This window comes from Planococcus sp. BI3 (genome assembly GCF_056680115.1).
In genome coordinates, this window is sequence record NZ_CM155266.1 from 815,546 (window position 1) to 837,104 (window position 21,559).

Annotated in this window: 19 protein-coding genes; 4 read left to right on the plus strand and 15 right to left on the minus strand. The window is 45.5% G+C overall.

The window, feature by feature from the left end:
• Positions 1-4: 4 nt before the first annotated feature.
• The 3 genes from AC1MEO_RS04125 to AC1MEO_RS04135 form a co-directional block, all read right to left on the minus strand.
• The gene (locus tag AC1MEO_RS04125; RefSeq protein WP_480334527.1) at positions 5-1,981 is read right to left on the minus strand and encodes an IucA/IucC family protein; all 1,977 of its coding nucleotides are present in this window, start codon (positions 1,979-1,981) and stop codon (positions 5-7) included.
• A gap of 3 nt (positions 1,982-1,984) precedes the next feature.
• The gene (locus tag AC1MEO_RS04130; protein WP_480334528.1) at positions 1,985-3,829 is read right to left on the minus strand and encodes an IucA/IucC family protein; all 1,845 of its coding nucleotides are present in this window, start codon (positions 3,827-3,829) and stop codon (positions 1,985-1,987) included.
• A 410-nt stretch (positions 3,830-4,239) separates the two neighbouring features.
• A complete protein-coding gene (locus tag AC1MEO_RS04135) occupies positions 4,240-5,184 on the minus strand; it encodes an ABC transporter substrate-binding protein (protein ID WP_480334529.1) in 945 nt (314 codons plus the stop codon).
• A 116-nt stretch (positions 5,185-5,300) separates the two neighbouring features.
• Between AC1MEO_RS04135 and AC1MEO_RS04140 the strand changes: the two genes are divergently transcribed.
• On the plus strand, positions 5,301-6,299 hold the full coding sequence (locus tag AC1MEO_RS04140) for a FecCD family ABC transporter permease (RefSeq protein WP_480334530.1): 999 nt from the start codon (positions 5,301-5,303) through the stop codon (positions 6,297-6,299).
• 3 nt (positions 6,300-6,302) lie between these two features.
• Positions 6,303-7,340 carry a FecCD family ABC transporter permease gene (locus AC1MEO_RS04145; protein WP_480334531.1) on the plus strand — a complete coding sequence of 346 codons (1,038 nt, stop codon included), beginning with the start codon at positions 6,303-6,305 and terminating at the stop codon, positions 7,338-7,340.
• Between the two features lie 187 nt (positions 7,341-7,527).
• Here AC1MEO_RS04145 and AC1MEO_RS04150 read toward each other — a convergent pair whose 3' ends face one another.
• The 7 genes from AC1MEO_RS04150 to AC1MEO_RS04180 form a co-directional block, all read right to left on the minus strand.
• A complete protein-coding gene (locus AC1MEO_RS04150) occupies positions 7,528-8,373 on the minus strand; it encodes a mechanosensitive ion channel family protein (RefSeq protein WP_480334532.1) in 846 nt (281 codons plus the stop codon).
• Positions 8,374-8,496: 123 nt separating this feature from the next.
• Complete coding sequence (locus tag AC1MEO_RS04155) at positions 8,497-9,558, minus strand: MBL fold metallo-hydrolase (RefSeq protein ID WP_480336016.1); 1,062 nt, start codon at positions 9,556-9,558, stop codon at positions 8,497-8,499.
• 208 nt (positions 9,559-9,766) lie between these two features.
• Positions 9,767-12,382: a phosphoenolpyruvate synthase gene (gene ppsA / locus AC1MEO_RS04160; RefSeq protein ID WP_480334533.1), complete on the minus strand. Its 2,616-nt coding sequence runs from the start codon at positions 12,380-12,382 to the stop codon at positions 9,767-9,769.
• Between the two features lie 256 nt (positions 12,383-12,638).
• Positions 12,639-13,778 carry a PstS family phosphate ABC transporter substrate-binding protein gene (locus AC1MEO_RS04165; RefSeq protein WP_480334534.1) on the minus strand — a complete coding sequence of 380 codons (1,140 nt, stop codon included), beginning with the start codon at positions 13,776-13,778 and terminating at the stop codon, positions 12,639-12,641.
• Between the two features lie 114 nt (positions 13,779-13,892).
• A complete protein-coding gene (locus AC1MEO_RS04170; protein ID WP_480334535.1) occupies positions 13,893-14,216 on the minus strand; it encodes a hypothetical protein in 324 nt (107 codons plus the stop codon).
• A gap of 331 nt (positions 14,217-14,547) precedes the next feature.
• Positions 14,548-14,886, minus strand: coding sequence for a hypothetical protein (locus AC1MEO_RS04175; RefSeq protein WP_480334537.1), 339 nt, complete (start codon positions 14,884-14,886; stop codon positions 14,548-14,550).
• Between the two features lie 168 nt (positions 14,887-15,054).
• Complete coding sequence (locus AC1MEO_RS04180; RefSeq protein ID WP_480334538.1) at positions 15,055-15,960, minus strand: LysR family transcriptional regulator; 906 nt, start codon at positions 15,958-15,960, stop codon at positions 15,055-15,057.
• A gap of 104 nt (positions 15,961-16,064) precedes the next feature.
• On the opposite strand from AC1MEO_RS04180, the gene AC1MEO_RS04185 reads away from it, so the two are divergent.
• Positions 16,065-17,099 (plus strand): YeiH family protein, encoded by a 1,035-nt coding sequence (locus AC1MEO_RS04185; protein WP_480334539.1) that lies wholly within the window; start codon positions 16,065-16,067, stop codon positions 17,097-17,099.
• 90 nt (positions 17,100-17,189) lie between these two features.
• On the opposite strand, the gene AC1MEO_RS04190 is transcribed toward AC1MEO_RS04185, so the two are convergent.
• Genes AC1MEO_RS04190 through AC1MEO_RS04200 form a run of 3 tightly spaced genes read right to left on the minus strand, consistent with a single transcriptional unit; the run spans position 17,190 to position 19,615 of the window.
• Positions 17,190-17,747 carry a GNAT family N-acetyltransferase gene (locus tag AC1MEO_RS04190; RefSeq protein ID WP_480334540.1) on the minus strand — a complete coding sequence of 186 codons (558 nt, stop codon included), beginning with the start codon at positions 17,745-17,747 and terminating at the stop codon, positions 17,190-17,192.
• A 49-nt stretch (positions 17,748-17,796) separates the two neighbouring features.
• A complete protein-coding gene (locus AC1MEO_RS04195; RefSeq protein WP_480334541.1) occupies positions 17,797-18,678 on the minus strand; it encodes a DMT family transporter in 882 nt (293 codons plus the stop codon).
• 34 nt (positions 18,679-18,712) lie between these two features.
• Positions 18,713-19,615: an aminoglycoside phosphotransferase family protein gene (locus tag AC1MEO_RS04200; RefSeq protein WP_480334542.1), complete on the minus strand. Its 903-nt coding sequence runs from the start codon at positions 19,613-19,615 to the stop codon at positions 18,713-18,715.
• Between the two features lie 211 nt (positions 19,616-19,826).
• Here AC1MEO_RS04200 and AC1MEO_RS04205 point away from each other — a divergent pair, with 211 nt between their 5' ends.
• Positions 19,827-20,279: a DUF305 domain-containing protein gene (locus AC1MEO_RS04205; RefSeq protein ID WP_480334543.1), complete on the plus strand. Its 453-nt coding sequence runs from the start codon at positions 19,827-19,829 to the stop codon at positions 20,277-20,279.
• Between the two features lie 79 nt (positions 20,280-20,358).
• Here AC1MEO_RS04205 and AC1MEO_RS04210 read toward each other — a convergent pair whose 3' ends face one another.
• Positions 20,359-20,784 carry an NUDIX hydrolase gene (locus AC1MEO_RS04210; protein WP_480336018.1) on the minus strand — a complete coding sequence of 142 codons (426 nt, stop codon included), beginning with the start codon at positions 20,782-20,784 and terminating at the stop codon, positions 20,359-20,361.
• 39 nt (positions 20,785-20,823) lie between these two features.
• The gene (locus tag AC1MEO_RS04215; protein ID WP_480334545.1) at positions 20,824-21,348 is read right to left on the minus strand and encodes an NUDIX hydrolase; all 525 of its coding nucleotides are present in this window, start codon (positions 21,346-21,348) and stop codon (positions 20,824-20,826) included.
• Between the last annotated feature and the right edge of the window lie 211 nt (positions 21,349-21,559).

The following is a 21,559-nucleotide window of genomic DNA, read 5'->3' on the forward strand; positions in this document are numbered from 1 at the left end:
CTTCTCATGCCAATGGGTTTGGAACAGCGCTGTAGAGATAGCCGCTATCTGGATGCAGACGCATGCTGATCAACGCTTTGTGCTTAATAAACGGTTCGAATAAGTTTGCTGCGTCTTTTCGTGCGCTTTCCACACCTTGGAGATGGAGTTCATCAAAAACCTTGTCACAAGCTTCTCGAACTTTTTTCCACAGACTGCCTTCCTCACTATTGGTGCACCGGCTTACCTGCACAATTATTTCCCCTATATGATTTTGAAAAACCGTATAGAAGGATTTATCGCGCATTTCCTGTTCATCTGAAGTTATGGAAACCGACTCCGGATAAAAGTCGATTTCAATTCCTTGTTGGTTGAGGCGACTCTTGCAGATCCTCGCTCCTCCCCAATCCCTGAAGTAAAAACGGACCAATTTGCCGTCTTTAAATACCGGGACGCTATTCTGTAAATGCCCTTCCAATGCCACTCCATATTTCACCAGTAATGTTAAGTAGCCGGGAATCACTATGGACAGGTAGTCTTCAAGAAAGCTGGCTCCGCCTTCTTTCTTATCGCATTGAGCATGGCAGCAATATTCGTCTATAATTTCAGCAAGAATTGCTTTTCCGGTAATCGGCGACAAATTATATAAACTGCATCCCGGTATGGCAACTTCCCCCGGATTCAATTTTTCATCAAAGTTTTCTCTGGCGACAACGGTTAAATTTCTGGAACGCTCTTGGTTTTCCGAAAGAAAACTATAGCCTGCAACTTCATTGATGGGCAAAAAGTTCTTCAAAGAAGCTTCTTTTGCCATAATGGATTCCATCATTTTTGTAAATTCCACTGAGTTCATTGCTGTTTGCTGTGAAATGGACCGCACGGTAGAGGTCATTTGGCTGTTGACCGCTAACTTGAGGGCTGGTTTTCCAGAAAGTTCGGGCCAAATGGTTCGAAATGATGACGATGCTGCGCCTTGTATGGCCAGTCCAGTCAGCAGCACGATGATCCTCGATTTAATTTCTTCAGCATACAAATCCGGAATTACATTGTGGTATTGCCATTCATGAGCGGGAAGTACGCAGTAATCATCCGTTTCCAACCCTTGCTCCGCCATTTTCTGCCGGTAGGATTCCATAATTTCGGGAAACGCTGTTTCAATAAAGTTAGTAGAAATTTCAGTGGAGACCATGTTTTCCTTTCTGACGGCCACAAAACAAACAGAGAGGTTCTGGCGAAACTCAGGCGACAACGAAAAAACATCCTTTGGCGCCATTCCTGTCTTCGCTTTTGAACCAGGATGGAGATTATGTCCTTCCACTGCAAATTGTTCAAAAAACAAACTCGAACTCCATGATGGATTTCTGTCTTTTTTAGCCAGGGCATATTGAATGCAGGAGTCCGCATTGAACTTTTCCGCTTCAAATCTTATTTCGCTTTTCCACTGCTCTTGAATGGAAAGGGCCAAGGTGTAATTGGCTGTGCCGTTTTCGAGTTCGCTCTGCAGAGTACCACTCTGGCTGGGCAGCAATGTCTCCAAAAAGAAAAGTAAATCGCTTGCGGTCTCCACTACTGCCACTTTTTCTTTCGCAATGTGGAGGATGTCGTCTGTCAAACCAACCCTCCTGAATCCATATTGCTTTTCGACTGGAAAAACCAACAACCCTTCTTCTAAAAAGAAAATGAAATACGTAAGCCCCTCCCGCAACCTGCATTCTGACAGCTGACGAATTAGCATTTCCTTTGCATTGTCTACCGCTTCCAAGCCCACGATAAATACGGCACCCATTTTTTTCATCCGGGTTGAATTTGAATACAGCCCTCCAACATCTTCTCTCAGTAAAGCCGCCGCTAATTTATGCAAGATCGCGGTTCTTCCTGTTTTCAAGTGATTGAGGTATTCAGGAACCAGATGTGGCTGATGGTGCTGCAGATAATCCAGGCATTTCTTTTCGTCAACCTGCAGCTCTTTCGACAGCTCTTTTTTTGCTGCGCTATAAACCATTCCTTACACCCTTTCTTTTGCTACGTGTAACGGATTCGCCACCAAGGTATACATGTTTTCTGTAAATTGGTCGGTCAGCCTCATTTTCACTAAAGCTTTTAATGGTGCAAATGGTGCAGAAAGTTTCTCTTCCAGTAGCGAAACAGCTTCTTTGCACCCGTCTTGTCTTTTCAGTTCCGAAATTGTGGAATAGACTACGTCTTTTACTGGTGCCCATACTATCTCTTCCTCAATCTGCAACTCTTTTGAAAGAAAGAAAATCATTTCTCCCAGATGATTGTGAAGAAGTGCATGGGAAAACAGATTAAACAGGTCCTGGTCATCCCGGGTTAAAAGATTGGTATCATCATCAATTGTGCAGCCCCATTCGAATTGGCTGAACCGTTCTTCTTTAATCCGTATGCCCCCATTGTCTCTGAACAGCAATCGAACTGGTACACCATCGTCGAACACAGGCACTGTATTTTGAAGATGGGCTTCCAGACTGATGCCGTATTTCGAAATTAGGGTCATCAATCCGGGGAGCAGCAATTCTGCATAGATGGCCATATATTGGAGAGCAGCCTCCTGCAGAGGGATTTTACGGGTTTGGCTATAGCGTTCCACAAGTTCCAATAGAATGAGCTTCCCGGAGAATGGGGAGCGGCTGATTAACAAAGCAGCCGGCACTGCCAGTTCTTCTCCGCTTAAGTTCTTTTCAGGATTTTCTCTCAAAAGCGCCGATAAGTTCTTCATCAGGAATGCGGAGTTCTTAGTTGGCTCAGGAAGATAATGGCCACCGGCACTTTCCGGTAAAAATTGAAAGGACTTGCGAATGACCGGTTCCAAGGCTTCAATTTTCTTTAATACCATTGAGATCGTTGGGCCATTTCTAATCGAAGTCGGTGAAACCGTTCTCTTGGCACTTGTCATCTGAACGTTGACTGCCGTTTTTATATGGTGCCGTACCTGACTTCCGCTTGGAGCCAGCGATCTGAAGGACAAAAGAGCGTCAGCGGAAATATGTATGTTCGCCAATGGAATGATGATGGCCTGATCGATTTCTTTCTGGAAAAATGTTTTAATGGTGTGTTTCAATTGCCAGGGATGGACAGGGATCAAGTCGTAAGCTTTCCCGCATTCAGGGAGCTGACCCTTGAATTCTATTGCCAACTGAGGATATTCCTCCAATAAAATCTGCGTCATGTTGTTTTCTTCCAAACCATTCATAAACGTATGGCCTCGCTGGACGGCAACCGGGATTAATCCTGCAGTGCCTTCCCATTCCGGAGAGTACTTTATCACTTCCATCGCGGATAATCCCAATTTTGTCTTGGTGCAGGGATGAAGTGTATGGCCGTCGATGACCCATTGCTCTCCAAAAACCAACGGGCTGAAACCGGTATTTTTTTTCTTTTCTGCAATCAGAAAAGAAAAGACATCTCCTTGCCAATCTAGTTTTTGCCGTCTGGATTCTGCTCCAGTTAGGGCCAAAGCAGAATTGACGACCGAGTTTTCCAGTTCCTCTATAAACAAATTATCTTTTTGCTGGAGTTTAAGAAGCTGGGCCAAGTCTGCCGGATGATCTATTTCTCTGGCAGTTCCATCTTTCTGGTAAAGAGCATTCCCACCGATTTCTATATGGCCCAGAAGATACTTTTTGATAACAGGTACAGTTAAGTGGCCACCGCTCGGAACGGATATTGCCACATGTCTCTCTATTCCTTCTCCATGCCACGATACAGGAAGGAAGTTTTCCCTTACAATCGCTTGAATGAGTTGATGGAGCACCCGTTTTCTTGCATTCGGAAGGTTTCTTACAAACACCTTAGCCATTTCCGGATTTTCTTTTTCCAATGTTCTTTTCACTTCAGTTTCACTTTTTCTTTCCAATAAAAGATGATTCACTCCAAAACAACCCTCTTTCTAATTGATAACGCTTATCAACACGGTTCATACTAGTGATAATGATTATCAATGTCAATTGATTTGGCGAAAATGAGCATATCGTCTTCTCCCACCAGTAAAACGATCTACGAAAGAGAAATATACAGAAGCTCCTCGATAGAAAGTAGATACTATCGAATCCATCCGCCTATTTATTTGATGAAAAAGAGGATTTCATGACATAATAGCTGCATTTATCGACAAAATTCTTAAAAAGAATATCTTTTACTTCATCCGACTAGCCAAATCCCCATTAAATGCAACAGAAAGCAAAAAAAGAACCCACTCTGACGGCTTTAACCGATTGAAGTGGGTTCTCTACTATTTGATTCTTATTCAAAATAAGTTTCTAAGTCATCGAGCATAAGATCAGCGGCTAAATATCCACCGGCTGTATTCCAGATGACATCATCCACTTTAAAGACTTTGTTTGCTTTTGCAACTTCAAGGTTCTGGAATAACGGATCATTGATCCATTCATCTTCTAATTTTGTTGCTTCGTCATCACCTGTATCATAAGTGAAGTAGAACAGGATATCTCCATCCATAGCAGGAATCCGTTCTTTCGTGACACCTTTTTCCGCAAAATCTTCCACATCCTGTTCAACAGGCCGCGCAAAGCCGAGTTGTTCCAGTATGACGCCAGAGAAAGAGTCTTTATGGTAAATACGGACATCCCCCGCCATAAAGCGGACCATAGAGACCTCTTGTTGTGTTTGAGTACCTAACGAAGCCTTCATGTCTTCTAGCCGCTGATTGTAAGCAGCCAGCTTGCCATTTCCGTCTTCTTCTTTATTGATTGCTTTTGAATACAGCTTGAAGTTTTCCTGCCAATCGCCACGCAAAGTTTCAGCAAATACTGTGGGAGCAATCTGACTCAATTGATCATAGACTTTTTCCTGTCTCATCTTATTTCCGATGATCAGATCCGGTTTTAACGCAGCAATTGCTTCCAGCGAAGGTTCGCTTTCCTTGCCAACCGATTTTGTATCTTGCAGTTGATCCGCAAGATGGCCATACCATTGATCTCCTGTAAAAGCCTCTACCGCTCCGACCGGAGTAATGCCCATCGCCAAAACAGCTTCAATCCCTTCATTCGTCAAAACAACTACCCGCTGTGGATCCCCTTCAATCGTCGTTTCACCCATTGCATGGCTGACGGTGTAGCTTTCTTTGTCAGCCGTTTTTGCATCGGCTTCTTTAGTGCTTTCTGTCTTCCCGCATGCCGCCAATAAAATCAGCAGACAAGCTATCATTAGTACACCTATCTTCTTCATAATTATTCCTGCCCTTCGTTATTGAGAATGATAATCATTTACATCCTGTAGCCTATATGCTAGGATTTTGTTTGTCAACAAATTTTTGAAAAAATAAAAAATCCGAGGTTTTACTTATGCTGCTTACCGATTCTTCCCGTTTTGTTGGCGTTGCCCTAGGCATTTCTTGCATTTTGCTGCTCATATGCGCCAGCATGGTTTACGGTTATACCGATACGGGATGGAAAGATGCTTACATGGCTTTTTTCCATCCATCAAATTCCAACGAACATCTAATCATTCGCGATGTTCGGTTTCCCCGCGCTTTAATCGCCGCATTTGTTGGGGCTTGCTTAGGTGTTTCGGGCGCGATCATGCAATCGGTCACGCGAAATCAGTTATCTTCCCCGAGCATTCTCGGCGTAAATTCAGGCGCCAGTTTTTTTGTGGTGGCGGGTGTCGTATTCTTTTCCGTCCAAAGTCTGCAGTCCTATATGTGGCTGAGTTTTGCCGGGGCCGCTTTTTCATTTTTGCTGGTTTTTGTGATAAGCACAACGGGAAGGGAAGGTCTGACTCCCATTAAATTAGTGTTAGCCGGAGCTGCCATTTCCGCTCTCTTTGCATCCTTCACACAAGGTCTTCTTGTAGTGAATGAAAATGCACTTGATCAAGTATTGTTCTGGATGGCCGGCTCTGTTGCCAATCGGCCGTTGAATTTATTGACGACTGCTCTCCCCTACATAATTATTGCCTTACTACTGGCATTTTTCCGTGCGAAAGAACTGAATGTCTTAAGCATTGGAGACGATATCGCAACCGGACTCGGCCAAAAGACGTTGTGGACTAAAGTTTTCTTCAGCGTATGTGCAGTAATACTGGCCGGTGCCGCAGTCTCAGTTGCCGGTCCTATCGGTTTTGTGGGAATCGTCATTCCCCACCTCATCCGTTCTTTGGTCGGGCTTGATCATCGGTGGATTCTTCCATATTCCGCAATGGGCGGCGCAGTTCTTTTACTGCTTGCGGATATTGGCAGCCGCTATCTACTAATGCCCCAGGAATTGCCTGTCGGCGTGATGACTGCCTTAATCGGAGTTCCGTTCTTTATCTATGTGGCACGCAGAAAGATGGGGTTTTAAGAGATGAACTATTTCAGAAAAATCGATTTTACACGTTATCCTATTCCTGCTACCATCCTTGTTTTTCTGGCCGTCTTCATCCTGATGATTTTTTCGGCCGGTTCAGGTGAATTTATTTTGTCTCCAATGAACGTCGTTAAGGCGCTATTCGGATTTGGAGAAGAGTTTAATCAAACGATAGTAGTGGATTTTCGGCTACCGCGTATTGTAATGGCTCTGTTTGTCGGAATGTCACTTGCGGTTTCCGGGGCGATTCTCCAAGGCATCACAAAAAATTCACTGGCTTCCCCTGATATTATCGGAATCACAGCCGGGGCATCGTTTTCAGTCGTCTTATTTTTGAGTCTGTTTTCAGATGCAAACAATTCGCTGACCGTAAGTATTCAATGGCTGCCCTTAGCGGCTTTCTTAGGAGCAACCATCACAGCTTTACTGGTCTTTTCCCTTTCATGGAAAAACGGACTGGCTCCGTTCCGGCTATTATTGATCGGCATTGCCATTTCCGCATTTATGCAAGCCGGAACCACTGTATGGATGCTGTTGGGCCCAATTTACAGAGCCAGCCAGGCAACCGTTTGGACAACCGGCAGCATCTACGGAGCTAATTGGTCCCAAGTCTACGTATTGATGCCATGGACTCTATTGCTGATTGTCGTTTCTCTTCTACTGCGAAGACAAATGAACATATTGGAACTTGGGGATGATATCGCGTTGGGGGTGGGCTCCCGCGTTCAGCGGAATCGATTCTTCTTACTGCTGATCAGCACAGGCTTGACGGGTGTCGCGGTGGCATTTGCCGGTGGAATTGGATTTGTCGGACTTCTGGCTCCGCATATTGCCAGAAGAATCGTCGGACCCCAATTCCAGAAGATGGTGCTGTTTTCAGCGGGGATCGGCGCTTTGTTGGTGCTTATCGCCGATTTGATCGGGCGTGTAGCCTTTGCACCGCTGGAAGTTCCCGCTGGTGTCTGGACAGCCGCTGTCGGTGCGCCTTATTTCATTTTCCTCTTGATGACACAACGGAAAAAGGGTGCCATGTAGCCGGACGTACTGTTTTGAAAGACAAGTTGGATGTTATGAACAAAGAAGAGGCAGTCGGAACTGTTCCGACTGCCTCTTTCTTGATTCATATTCTGAAAATGCTTATGGATTCAAACTGACGATTCACGAAAGCAGCTTCGCCGACTTGCTGTACAGCACTTCGCATTCACTGATTTTCATCCAGTTACTATTCCTGCACTTTGCTATTTTTATGGATATTGACCTGATGGGGAAACGGGATTTCAATGTCATTTGCATCCAGAGCTTCCTTGATGGCTTTCCGCAAATGGCGCTCCACTGCCCATTGCTCTCCGTTCTTGGCTTTGGCGATGATCCTTAGTGTGACATCGGACGCACCGAACGCCTGTACACCGATAACATCGGGACCTTCAATGATCATTTCATTTTCTGCAGCAGCCTTTTCACACGCTGCTTGGAGAACAACAATCGCTTTATCGATGTCTTGATCGTAAGACACACCAATATCCACGAGCGCCTGCATATTGCCGCGTGAATGATTGCTGACAGTCGTGATGTCCCGGTTCGGAATGTAATTCAGCGTGCCGTCGAAACTGCGGAGTTGGGTGGTCCGCAAGCCGACCGATTCAACGATGCCGTCGATGCTTCCGACAGTGACATAGTCATTGACATCTATCTGCTTTTCAAGCAACAGGAAGAACCCAGTGACCACGTCGCTGACGAGGCCCTGAGCTCCGAAACCGATTGCCAAGCCGACAATGCCGGCACCTGCAATCAGGCTGGCCACCGATAGGCCGAATATGTTGAATATCGTGGCAACAAGGATAAAAATCAGTACGTAAGAAAAAACATTTTCCGATAAAGTCTGCAGCGTCAGGGCCCGGCCTTTCGTGACGTCGCCTTTGCCCGTCAACTTAGCGAAAAACCGCTTGATCAGTTTGTTCCCGATTGCCTTTACAATAACAAAGGCGATCAGAATACCGATTACTTGTGCCGCAATCACTCCCGCTCCCAAAAGCAGGCCTTCCCAGTTAAAATTTTCTAAATCAAACAAAAAATCATCCTTTCAATCCGTTTCGGCAAAACCTAAAGCTCAAGTTCGCCGCAGTATCTAGATACCTGTTCATTTATAACATAAATGCATTATCAATTTCACCCCAGAATGGTTGCGGGACTTTCATTCCCACCAGGTTGAAGCAGGGACAGGCATGTTTCCATCCAGTTGAACAGTTTCACCGATTCGGGGAGCCATGAGATTCACACCATTTTCCTTTGCCGCTTTTGATGCCCGTTCTATCGGCTCTGTCCAACCATGCCGCGCCAGCGTAAAGGCGCCCCAGTGGGTCAACATCATTTGTTTGCCCTGTACATCGACATGGGCCTGTACGGATTCTTCCGGAAGCATGTGAGAGTCGGGCCAGCGTTCATCATACTGGCCGCCTTCGATTAAAGCAATATCAAAAGGTCCGTAGTTATCACCAATTTCCTTAAAATGCGCACCGTATCCACCGTCTCCACTGGTATAGAAGCGGGTTTGTTCTCCCAGGATGACCCAGCCTCCCCAAAGAGTCGAGTTTCGATTCAAAATCCCTCTGCCCGAGAAATGGTTGGCAGGTGTTAAAACCACAGTCAATTCTTGGAATTCGGTTTCATCCCACCAATTCAATTCGGTGATTTTCTCTTTTGCAACACCCCAGTGGATCAAATGGCTGCTGACGCCATAAGGGACAAAAAAGTGACCGACCTTGCTCTTCAGTTTTTTTATGGACTGATAATCCAGATGGTCATAATGGTCATGTGTGATGAAGACTGCATCGATAGGCGGCATTTCTTCTATAATCTCCAGGAAATCTTCACTATAGCGTTTTGGCCCTATAAAGGAAACAGGAGAAGCAGTGGGACCCAGCATGGGATCAATCAGGATTTTGTTATCATCCAGGCTCAGGATAAAAGCTGAATGGCCAAGCCAGGTCAGACTATCTTCGCTGTCATTGATTTTATTCCAATCAATTTCAGAGACGGAAATTTGTCCAGTCGGCTGCTTTTCTTTATCCGCTGAATCGGGTTCTGGGGTTTTGGGAGGAATTTCCACGCTGACCGTTTCCATTGTTGAAGGCTGGTAGACAAATTTCCCATCTTCGTAGTTATCAAAGGCCTTGTATGCTTCTTCTTGTTCTTTGCTCGGGTTACTGCCAAAACCTGGATGAAGATTGATGAACAAAATTAAGACCCCTCCCATTGCGCCGATCAGCACCAATATATACAACAGGACTTTCTTGATCCTTGTTTTTTTGTTTTTGGAAACAAGCTGTCCATTTCTTTTCTTTGATGTTGGGCGTTCTTCAGAGTTCGTCATTTTTTCCCCCGCCTTGCAGCTTGTATTTCCATTAACCGTTCACTATCTATTATATGGCTTAATATTTTTGAACAGTGGTTTTGCAGCTCAGCTACTCCAACACTTCCACATAGCCTTCAGAACCGTTGATGCGAATCTTTTGCCCATCTTTGATGATGCTTGTGGCATTAACTACCCCGACCACAGCCGGCAGGCCATATTCCCGCGCAATGACCGCGCCGTGTGTCATCCGGCCGCCCACTTCCGTCACCAAGCCCGACAGCGAAATGAATAGCGGCGTCCAGCTGGGATCCGTAAAAGCTGTTACGAGGATATCCCCAGGTTCGATCTGAGCATCCTCCATTTTCATGACGATCCTCGCCCGTCCTTCAATGATACCGGACGACACCCCGATGCCTGGAATTGCGCCGCTCGGCAACTTATCCCGTTGATAACTTCCGAAAATCTCTTCGCCTTCTGAAGTCATCAATCTTGGCACTTTTAATTTTTCGTAATAGCGGTAGGCCGCTTTCCGCTCTTCAATTACCTGCTGGTCTATGTTCTTGCCGTTGACGGCATCGCGGAATTCCTCGAATGATAAATAATAAACATCCTGCGGCGTTTGGATTGCCCCTTTTTCATAGAGTAATCCAGCTTCTTTCATCAATTCCTGCTTATAAAGAAAATAGCGTTTGATAAAATTGAATTTCGGATATTCCCGGTAGCCGAGGAAGTTTTTCAGCAAACCGATCATGTGCTTGGTCTTTTTAATTTTTCTCCCACCCCTCGGCAGCTTGGCCAGGCGCTCCAGCAATTCCTGTTCTTTCTGCTTGGCTCTCCGTTTGCCTTCAGCCACTTTGGCGGCATGCGCATTCGGTTCGAAGTTTTTGATATTGCCCAAGATAACAGGAACCAAAATTGTCGGGTCTTCACTCCACCGTGTTTTCGTAATGTCGATTTCACCAGCACAACGCATGCCGTATTTTTCAAGATACTCCCTTAACGCTGTACTGACTGCCGCTCCGCCATGCATTTCTCCCAAGTCTTCGAAAAACGTTTCTTTCCGGGGCTGTTCAAAATAAGCTTGCACCTCGGGATAATTCCGCACCACATCTGCTACATCCAGGAGTTCAAGCCCCATTTCGGAAGTCACGTTATGGGCAACCGATTGGCTAAGGGTGTCTGCGACATTCTTTTCCCCCAGCCATTTTTCCATGTGTTTATTGAGCCAGTTGACTGCGTAAATGCCAACCATGATTGCGCCAAAGCTTTCCTGATTGTAAATTTCTTTTTTCAATTGTTTTTGGTCTTCTTTAATGGACTCGAACAATCCATCTCCTGAAACCGTTTGAATGCGCCATTGGACTGAGCGGAGGGAAGCTTCGTTAAAATTGATCAGCTGACTGGCCAGCCTAGGGTCATTTTTTCGATACAATTTCAACAGTTCCACCGGAAAGCTCCAAGTAAATAGTTCGTTCCCCAATTTATACATGCGCTTTCCTTTAGCGAACGGCGGTTTCTGCTTCATAAAATTGGTCAATGCATCTTTCATCAGCGGGTCGTTGCTTCCAAGCGAGGAGACGATAATCGCCCGCCCAGTAACTGAAGCAAGTTCAGGAGACAAATCCATAAATAGCCGTCCACCGGCTTGCGCCAAGCTGTAATCGGAAAGAAAAGCAAAAAATGACATGCCAAGCGGATTGATCGGCTCGGTCATCATCTGCTGATGGCCGACGGACAGGTAGAGGCGGTACTTTCCGTCACCCGTTTCCGGCAGCGGGTACAAGGTGGTGATCGGCCGGCTTTGCACAATATAGATCGACTCATCCGCCAGGCACCATTCGATGTCCTGAGGCTGTCCGAAATGCGCTTCAATTTGGCGACCCATCCGCTCCAGCGCCAGAATCTGCTCATCGGTTATCGCTTGCTGTTCCCGTTGTCCGAGAGAAACTTCCCGTTGTACCGTGCCTCCGCCTCCCACTGCATAAACAGCAATCTTCTTCACGGAAACCGTTTTTTGGATGATCCGCCCTTCCCGGACTTTGTAATTGTCTGCGGACACAATGCCCGATACGAGCGCTTCACCCAAACCGAAACTTGCATCAATCGATACCACTTTTCGGTTGGACGTGACCGGGTCAGCGGTGAACAAAATTCCTGAAGCCACAGGAAAAACCATTTGCTGGACGACAACCGACAAATGGACCTTCTGATGGTCAAATCCGTTTTGGATGCGGTAGACGACTGCCCGTTCCGTAAATAAGGAAGCCCAACATTTGCGGATATGCCCAAAGAGCTGCTCTTCACCGCGAATATTCAGGAACGAATCCTGTTGTCCTGCAAATGACGCCGTCGGCAGATCCTCCGCTGTCGCACTCGACCGGACCGCGTAGGCGAACTTGCTTCCCAATTGCTCAAAAGAATCGGTGATTTCCTGCTTCATCTCCGCTGGAATCTCCGTGCTTCCGATGGCTTCTCTTAGCCTTTCGCTGATCAATCGGATTTCGTCTGCATCTGTGGATTCAAGCGCTGCCAATCGCTCCATCAATTCCGCAGTTGCGGGATTGCCGTTAATCATGCGCTTGTATGCGGCAGTCGTAATGCAAAATCCTGCCGGCACCTGAACGCCTGGAACTTTCGCAAGCTCTGCTAAATTCACGCCTTTTCCGCCCACCAGCAGCAAATCGCCTTTTTCCACTTCTTGAAAATCCATCACGTATTTTTGCAAAATGATCGTCTCCTTTGCATTTTGCCTTCGGTCCCTACTTAACTCTGCTCTAAAGCTTACTAAGTTTTTTAAGAAAAAAAATACAAACAACCCGGACTTTTTTGTATGGTTGATTTGACGCAAAAACCAATAAAAAAGGAGTTGTTTGTGTTGAATTTATTTTATCAAAGTAGACTGATAATTAATAGTTTGTGGATTTTTTTCCTGCTATTTTATTCACTCCTGGAACTGGGACCATCCCTCTTTTATTGAAATACTACTGAACTGGCACAAACCCTGTACCTTCCACTAATAGTTGCCCTTCTTCAGAAAGGATCCAATCAATGAATGGCTGCACGTTCGGATTTTCTGTTCCGGCCGTAACAGCATAAAATTCAGAAGACAATGGGTAGCTGTCTGATCGGATATTTTCGATGCTTGGTTCTATGCCATCAACGGATAGCAATTTGATTTTTTCATTGCGGACCATCTCGGTGGAATAATACCGGAAAGTATAGCCAATTGCATTTTTATAGTTCCGGTAGCTTGCCACTTCTTCTATTATACCGCCCATCCCTTCAGCCACTTCTTCAGTTTCTGGTTTTTCGATTTCTGTGTCACCCATGAATTTAATGAACATGGTTTGGCTGCCGCTGTCTTCAGGCCGCTGGAAAGGACGGATTTCATCGTTTTTCCCGCCAAGCTCTTTCCAATTCCCATATTCACCTGAATAGATCTGCCGAATATCCGCACTCGATAAATTAGTTACGGGATTGCGTGCATTGACAAAAAACACGAAGGCTTCACGTCCGATGGGCGTCATCTGCAGTTCAACGCCAGCTTTTTCTGCTGCCTGTATTTGCCCGCTGGAAGGCTCTGCGGCAAAGATCAGATCGACATTCCCTTCAATGAGCCGGCTATAGGCAGATGGAGTTGTCGTTGTAGCGACCGGACCTGTATAGGGTTCATATACACCTACCGGATAAGTTGCTTCCGCAAATGCTGCAAATAAAGGGTATAGAGCCGTTGCCCCATCCAGTATCGGCACTTCCCCTTCTATTTGAAAAGAAGCATTCCCTTCCAATCTTGCCAGGTCCTCACTTTCTTTGAACGGTTCATAGACAAAGAGGTCCACTTCTGAATCATTCACTTGCTCGAAACTTTCTTTATAGTAATGAGGAACTGCGAAGGCTGCTCCACCCGCTAAAACTAAAGAAATCCAAATAGCCGTTTTTTTGCCGCTTCTGTTCTCTGTAATGAAAATAAAGAAAATTATCAGCGAAATGATGATTGCACCAAAGAGGGCAACTAAATGAACATCTCCTGTATTTAAAATATGAAGTGCTCCTCCAAAAAATACAAAAAGAATGCCAGCGATGATCAATATTCCTACTATTGTTTTCCCAAATCCATTCATCTTGCGCCTCCAATAATGCGTTATTTACATAAGTTTAGGTATTCTTCATTAAGCCAACTTAAAAGATTCATAAACCAGCTTTTTGAATGTAACTGGATTTAGATCAAGTTACGTTCAGATTGGCCGCTCATTACCTATACAATCTTTTTTATTTTTGAAGAACTCCATAACGAGAATATTTATGAATGTGTTTATCGGAAAGAAAAATACTAATCTCCCTAAACCCATTGAATCAAACAGGCCTTCTTTCTGTTTATGAAAAGTTTGAACGTCCAATTTGTAAAGATAAGCTGAAGCAATCGAAAGGATAAGTGCGTTTACAGAAAAGGCCACCAAAATTCTTGTCCATTTATTTGCTTTTGTTTTTATAATCCAAAGACCTGCCAGAGAAGAAACAAGTAAAGAAAATAAGATAATTCCTAGAAATACTGGATGCACATTTACTCCTTCTAAATAATTCAATTGGTTGCGATCGGCTTTTTTCTATACTTTTTAAAGAGATTTTTGACTGGCAACTGAATTAATCATCAAATAAGGTTTCTTCGGTCATGGATTCTGAAATTTGATGAGGAATATCATTGCGGACGATGTTTTGAATAAAAGGAGTGTATGGAGATTCTACTATCCGAATCATTTACTCCAATAATAAAAAAGAACTCAATATTTTCATCCCTGTACAACCGAGAAAAAGAATAACTTTCAAATTCAGCCACTTGTCATTGCCCCATTCCAATTCATCAAAATGCGTGATATGCGATGTGAATGCAACCTATTGGTTATTCCCGTCCAACTCAGCCGCCCATTTTCCAAACCAGTCATTTGGTAATTCCAATTGGGAGAGATCCATTTTCAACAGTTTTTCCTGTGTATAGAATTCGCTCCAATGCATGTCCCACTGTGCTTCAATATCCCGTGCAATATGAAAAGCTAATTGATCCTGATCGCCTAAATCGTCTTCGTCCCAAGCCATCGTTAAATTATCGCACCACATACAGAAGTCTACTTGGCTGAATTGATTTTCTTTCCTGCAGACTGCTTTTAATAGAACCTTAAAATTTTCATATGAATAAGGAAGCTTGATGCTGGTCTTATTCCAATTCCAGTCCACAATATAGTCCTCCTTCTTAGCGATTGTAAGTCTGGAGAGCGATTTCCAATTTTCATTTTTTACCAATAATACCATATAAAAGAGCATGACCTTACAATCAAACAAAATTCAACAGAAAATGATCACTCGTAAAAGCACACCCTCAAGAACAACAACATAACGCAAGTTTTATAAAATCTTAAAATCCGTCAGTTGCTTATGGCTCATCAACAATTCCAGAAATGCTGAAAGGGCTTTTGTCCGGAACGGAGATCTTGTCACAATTGAAAAATCCCTTGTATAAGGCAACCCTTCTACATCCAAAACTTTCAAGTCTCCGTAGCGCAGTTCTTTTTGTATTGCCCATTCCGATACCAGGCTGATGCCCATGCCCGCCTCGACCATCGCTTTAATCGGTTGTGTGCTGCTAAAATGCATCAGGGACTTGGGTTCTATTGAAAATTCCTTAAAGACATTTTCTGATGCTTCCCTTGTGCCGGAGCCAAGTTCCCTCAATATCCAGGTTTCTTCAATCAGCTCTTCTACTTTTATGGGTTTGGTGCGTTGAACCAATGGATGGTCCGCAGATGCGACTACGACCATTCTGTCTTCCGCAAACGGCTCGGTCTTCAATTCCTGCACGCCTTTAAAATGTCCTTCGACGATGCCGACATCCAATTGGTGGCTGAGCACAAGGCCGGCTATCGTGGTTGTATTGCCGATCGTAACAGTCGGCTTGATATCCGGAAACTGCTCTTTCGCTTCTGCGATTATTTGCGGCAGCAGGTACTCCCCGAATGTGTAGCTGGCTCCGATGGCGATCGATCCGCTCGCTTTATTCGTGAGGTCATCGAGAAGATGGTTCATTTTTGTGTAAAGCTCTTTAATTTCAATCGCATGGTGGTAGACGATTTCCCCTGCTTTATTCAGCCGTACGTATTTATTGGTCCGCTCCAGCAATTTGACACCCGTAGCTTCTTCCAAAGACCGGATATACTGGCTGACGGCCGGCTGTGTCATATGAAGTTCTTCGGCTGCTTTGGAAAAGTTCTTTTTTTCGATTACTTTGATAAATACTTCCAGACGCTGATCCATTTTCGCCCTCCTTTTTGTATAACCTTTTACTTATCATAACTATATTAGATACTTATTTTACTAATGTATAGCGTTTTTCTATACTTATTGCAGGAGGTCTTCCCATGTCTGCAAATACCAATAAGCCTGCCCCTTCCAATTCCAAATGGACTTTACCGGCCACTGCCTGGATCGGCGGTGTTCTTTTTACATTTCTATTGGCATTTCTGGGTTATCTATTAGCCCAGGCGCCCGGCTTCGACCAGGTCGGGCAACTTGCCTGCGCCATCATCCTCGCGGTTTTTTACCGGCAGATTTTCGGCTACCCGAATGCCATCCGCTCGGGCATCACTTTTTCTTCAAAGCGCTTATTGCGCGTTGCCATCATTCTATATGGACTCAAATTAAATATTGACACCGTTCTGAGCGATGGGCTGGGGTTATTGCTGAGGGACATGGTGGTCATTGCCTTCGCTATCCTGCTGACGGTGTGGCTGGCGAAGCGTTTTAAAGCAGACAAGACCATTTCACTCCTGCTCGGTGTCGGAACAGGGGTCTGCGGAGCGGCTGCGATTGCCGCAATCGCCCCGATCATCAAAGCCAAAGATGAAGACACAGCCATCGGCGTCGGCATCATCGCGCTGGTTGGAACGGTCTTCGCCATCTCCTACACCATTCTTCGCCCGTTTTTGCCGCTTGACGACGTCGAATACGGCATGTGGGTCGGCATCAGCCTCCATGAAATCGCCCATGTGGCGTTGGCCGGAGCACCCGCTGGAGAAGACGGCCTGGCAATGGCGTTGCTGGGGAAATTGGGCCGCGTCTTTTTGTTGGTTCCACTTTGCTTCATCTTCATTTTCCTGATGAAGCGGAAAAACAAAGACCAGGAAACAGAAGCTGCCATTGAATTCCCGTGGTTTCTTCTTGGTTTTATCCTGATGAGTGTGCTGGGCAGCTATGTCTTCGGCCACTCTGTTCCGTTTCCGGAGGCGTGGCGTGACTTTGTTTCGGCATTGACTACGTGGCTGTTGACGGCTGCGATGGTCGGGCTCGGCTTGACTGTCAGCTTGCGGGATTTGCGCGAACGCGCCATGCTGCCGCTCGCTGCGATGCTGATCACATCAATATTGCTGTCAGTCTTTACGTATTTTGCGGTTTAAAGAAATTACAGTTGAATTCTGTGTAAAAAAAGGAGAAACAACAACCAGCTGGCTGTTGTTTCTCCTTCTTGCTTTCCATTATCAAACAGCTCATTCACACTGCCCTGTCCATTCTTCTCTCAACATCCCCATCTTGATGGCGTCGTAGAACTCGCCTTCCACCACGCGTGCTTTTCGGATGCGGGCTTCTTCTTTCATGCCGAGCCTTTGGGCGACTTTCATCATCCGTTCATTGCCTGACCAGGTCGACATGCCAAGTCTATGCAAATCGGTGAATTCGAACAAAAAATCGATCCATAGCCGATAAGCTTCCGAGCCATATCCACCATTCCAATAATCGGTATTATAAATAACGATGCCCGTTTCCAGCCAGTTTGTATTCCGGTCCACCCAATAAGCACCTACATAACCAATTGTTTTTCTGTCAGCGGTGATGATAAGCGATGCCGGCACACCGTTTGCGATAGCATCTGCTTTCAACCACTTTTCCCGGTGCTGCTCTTTGCTTAGCCAAGCTTCCGGAATATACGGACCATTCCATTTTTTAGCTTCCTGCAGTGTTTCCTCAAAACGCCAGAAGTAGAGCTCGTCCAATTGTGCTTTTGTTGCTTTTGTCAGTTTCACTTTTTCCCCAATCATTTCAACCAAATTTACAACTTCCTTTCTTAATTTCCAGCGATGGCTATAGCAATTTTTGTCAAACAGTCACTTTGACCGCCACTTGCTTCTCCGGCCAGTTCACCAGAAAAATCCCCGCGAAGATCAAGCTCCCGCCAATCAGCAATGGCAAGCCAAGCTGCTCTTCCAGCACGAGCCAGCCGAATAGAATCCCAAACAAGGGAGCCAGGAAAAGAAAAGCGCTGACTTTTCCGGAATCGCCTTTTTGCAGCAGGTAAAACCACACGGTAAATTGGACGATTGAAGCTGGGATAGACAACCATAAAAGAATTGAAATGGATGTGGAATTGATGACAAGACGGGAACTTTCCATGAAAACGGAGCCGACCAGCAATATGATGCCGCCGAAAAACATTTGGTAAGCAGTCAACACCCAGATATCGAACAGCTTGCCCCATTTTTTGATCAACAGGGTTCCTACAGCCCAAAAAACAGCGCTCAAAAACCCTAAAAACGTGCCGATTTCGATCGTCATATGGCTTCCCATCGCAATGAACACACCGATAAAGCCGATCACCACCCCTGTCCACTGCACCATCCGGTAGCGGACACCCATCACCAATGTCCCAAATATCACAACCAGCAAAGGATTCATGAATGTCAGGATGGCGGATTCGCCGGAAGTAATCGTACGCAGGCTCAAAAAGATGGCTCCCATGACGCCCGCCGTTTGAACGGCACCAATCAGGATGACTTTTCCCCATTCAGCGGGCTTTGCAGGCTGCCTTCTTTTAAACAGCCAGACGAAGAACAACATGATGCTGCCGGCAATCACAAAACGCATGCCGGCCAATAATAAAGGCGATATGTAAACCAAGCCCATTTTAGCCACCACAAAGGAAGACCCCATCAAGCCGGTCGTCAATACGACCAAAAATGAGAATATCAGTTTCTCCTTCATTTGCCACCCTCCTTTGCCTACAGCTTCTCTGATATTATCGAACTTCTTTTCTCTCTGATTTGTTGACAGAAAGCGGCTCTTTGCCAATAATCTTCTCCCAATATCTCCAAGCCCGCAGATATGCATGGAAGTCCTCCGGATGGTGCTTCACGCAAATCGCTAAGCGCTGGTACAAGCCGATCTGCACTTCCTTGTATAACTGCTGCCTGTCAGGGAGCGGCAAGGTGAAACCTTCGATAGCAGCGTCCAGCATTTCTTTTGTCAGTTCATGCGGCGTCGAAAAGAATGCATAGATCAAATCATAATGTGGCCACCCAAGCACCGGCATCGGATCGATGACACCTGCGAGCCTTTTTTCACGAAGGATGAAGTTATGGACACCGCAATCGCCGTGGATTAAATAAGGAGCAGAATCAGGCATTTTTTGCTTTTGGCCTTTTGTCGATGGTGATTTAATACTCAAATTCTTCTTCTTTAGATAGGGGTCCAGAACTTCTTCAGAAGCCTTTATTTCTTCCATCAAGAATTGTTGCCAGGATCTGACCGGCGCATCCCGCCATCCCCAGCCTTTACCTGAATATATAAACTGATACTGATTGATCAATCCGGTGACAAGTGCTTGAAGAAGCTCTTTTTTGTTGCCGCCAGGCGAATTGTCCGTGGAACCTGGAATATAGGTATAGGCCATAAACCGATATTCGGGATCAACCGCCACAAGTCGCGGCAAAAGCGAAATGGAAGGATAAAACGAAAGAAATTCCGCTTCTGATTGGGTTGCTTTCGCTTCATTTATTTTGACGACGACCGGCATGCCTATTTCCGGCTGCAGAAGATAGACTTCACTCATTGTCCCGCCGGCCATAGCCGTACACTTCCAGTCGGCAGGAGGAAGGATTTTTTCTTTTGTCAAATAGGCTAAGATTGTCGAAATTTCCATCACGAGCCTCCAGTCGATTTTCTAATTGGGATAATTATACCATTATCCCCTTCGGTCAATTTGCAATAATTAATTTATTCACCGCGGTACCTGCTGACGGTAAAAGACGAAATATGCAGTTTCTATGGAGTTTATTGCGCTATCTCTATGGTATATACATAGAAAGAAACCATTTATATGCAAATCATCTGGAAAAGGAGGAGAATACCTGATGAATCCTTATCTGAAATTCGGTATTATGATCGGAACTTCCACGTTTTTGATGTATTGGTTGATGTATTTAAATGTTTTTCAACTGGACCATGTAACTTTCAGCGAGACGAGAGTCTATATGGCGTTGATTATGGGATCCATTATGGCGATTGTCATGCTGCTGTTCATGTGGCCTATGTACAAAAACAAAAAAATCAACACTGCGATTCTGGCAGGAAGTGCAGCTGTTTTCTTGCTTTCCTTATGGCTTGTCCGCAGCCAGGCGCTGATTGAAGACAGTGGTTGGATGAAAGCGATGATCCCACATCATTCGATTGCCATTCTGACAAGTGAAAGAGCGGATATTTCAGATCCCCGCGTACGCGAACTAGCAGACAAAATCATCGAAGCGCAGCGGGAGGAAATCGCCGAAATGAAAAGGCTGATTGAAGATCTGGAAAATGAGGAATAGGTGCAGATGATTAAATCAAAAAAGCCCGGAGCTTTGAGGCTCCTGGCTTTTTTGTGTGAATGGCTTCTTCTTGTCCCCGCTAAAATTCGATGTAAAACGGGTGGGTCGTGTCATTGAGGCAATACTCGATCCGTTGCCGGAAGTTTTTCCAAGTCACCATCTCCAACGCTTCCGCAACTGGATAATAGCCGACTTCCAGACTTTCAGCTGACGTCGTTTCGATGCCTCCGATCGGTTTTGCCAAAAAGAGCGTATTGCAGATGGAGTGGCTGACATTCTGAAACACTCCACAAAATTTCACCACTTCCACTTCAACACCCGTTTCTTCTTTTACTTCCCGTGCCGTCGCCTCTTTCAAAGACTCGCCTTCCTCTACCTGTCCCCCTGGCATTTCCCATCCTCTGCGCGGACCTTTGATCAGCAAAATGTCTCCGTGTTCATTGAGGACAATCGCCGCCGCAGACAGGATGTGCTTGGGAGTGAAGAAGCTGGAATTGTTTCCTATTTTTGCAGCATCAAAAAAATCCCCCCCTTACTATCAGATTCAATTCTGTTCCACTTTTCCCACCCATTCCGCTGCAGCATTTTGGAAGAGCATGAAACGCTCCCATACGAGCGGGACAACGAGCTTTTCTGAATTCATTTCTTCCCATTCGGCCAATGTGACAAATTTTGCGCCGCATACTTCCCCTCCCTGCAACTTTAAATCCGTAAGCGCGAGGTTCACCGGGCTCTTCCATAGATAACTGTCCAAAAAATAATCACTTTTCCGTAAGCTGCCGATTAAATGCAGCTCCTGCGGATTGGCACAGAGCCCCGTTTCTTCTTCCAACTCGCGAACTGCTCCAATAAGGCTGGTTTCTCCAGTGGTTACCGATCCTCCTGTACATTCCCACAGCATAGGGTACGTCTTTGCCGGGTCCCTTTGCGTGATCAATAGCTTGCCATCTCTGTTGAATGTGAAGATTTCCACTACAATGTGGTATTCATCCGGCAACATTGCCTCTCCCCGGACACAGTGTTTGCCAAGAGGGTTTCTTGATCGGTCGAATACATCCCAAATTTCCATTGAATCAAACTCCTTGTTCTTGTTCTTGTTTACGCGGATAGGCTGAATTCCAGACAATGGGGCGAAGACAAAAAGAAGAGATTATGCCGCACCAGCAGATTCACCTCTTCTTTTGTCTTCGCCATTTTTCTGTGCACTCCTGCACGGATGTGCTTATTCGATGCCTATCCGAATTGATCGGCATCGCCTCAGTTGCCCTCATCCGTGCCGC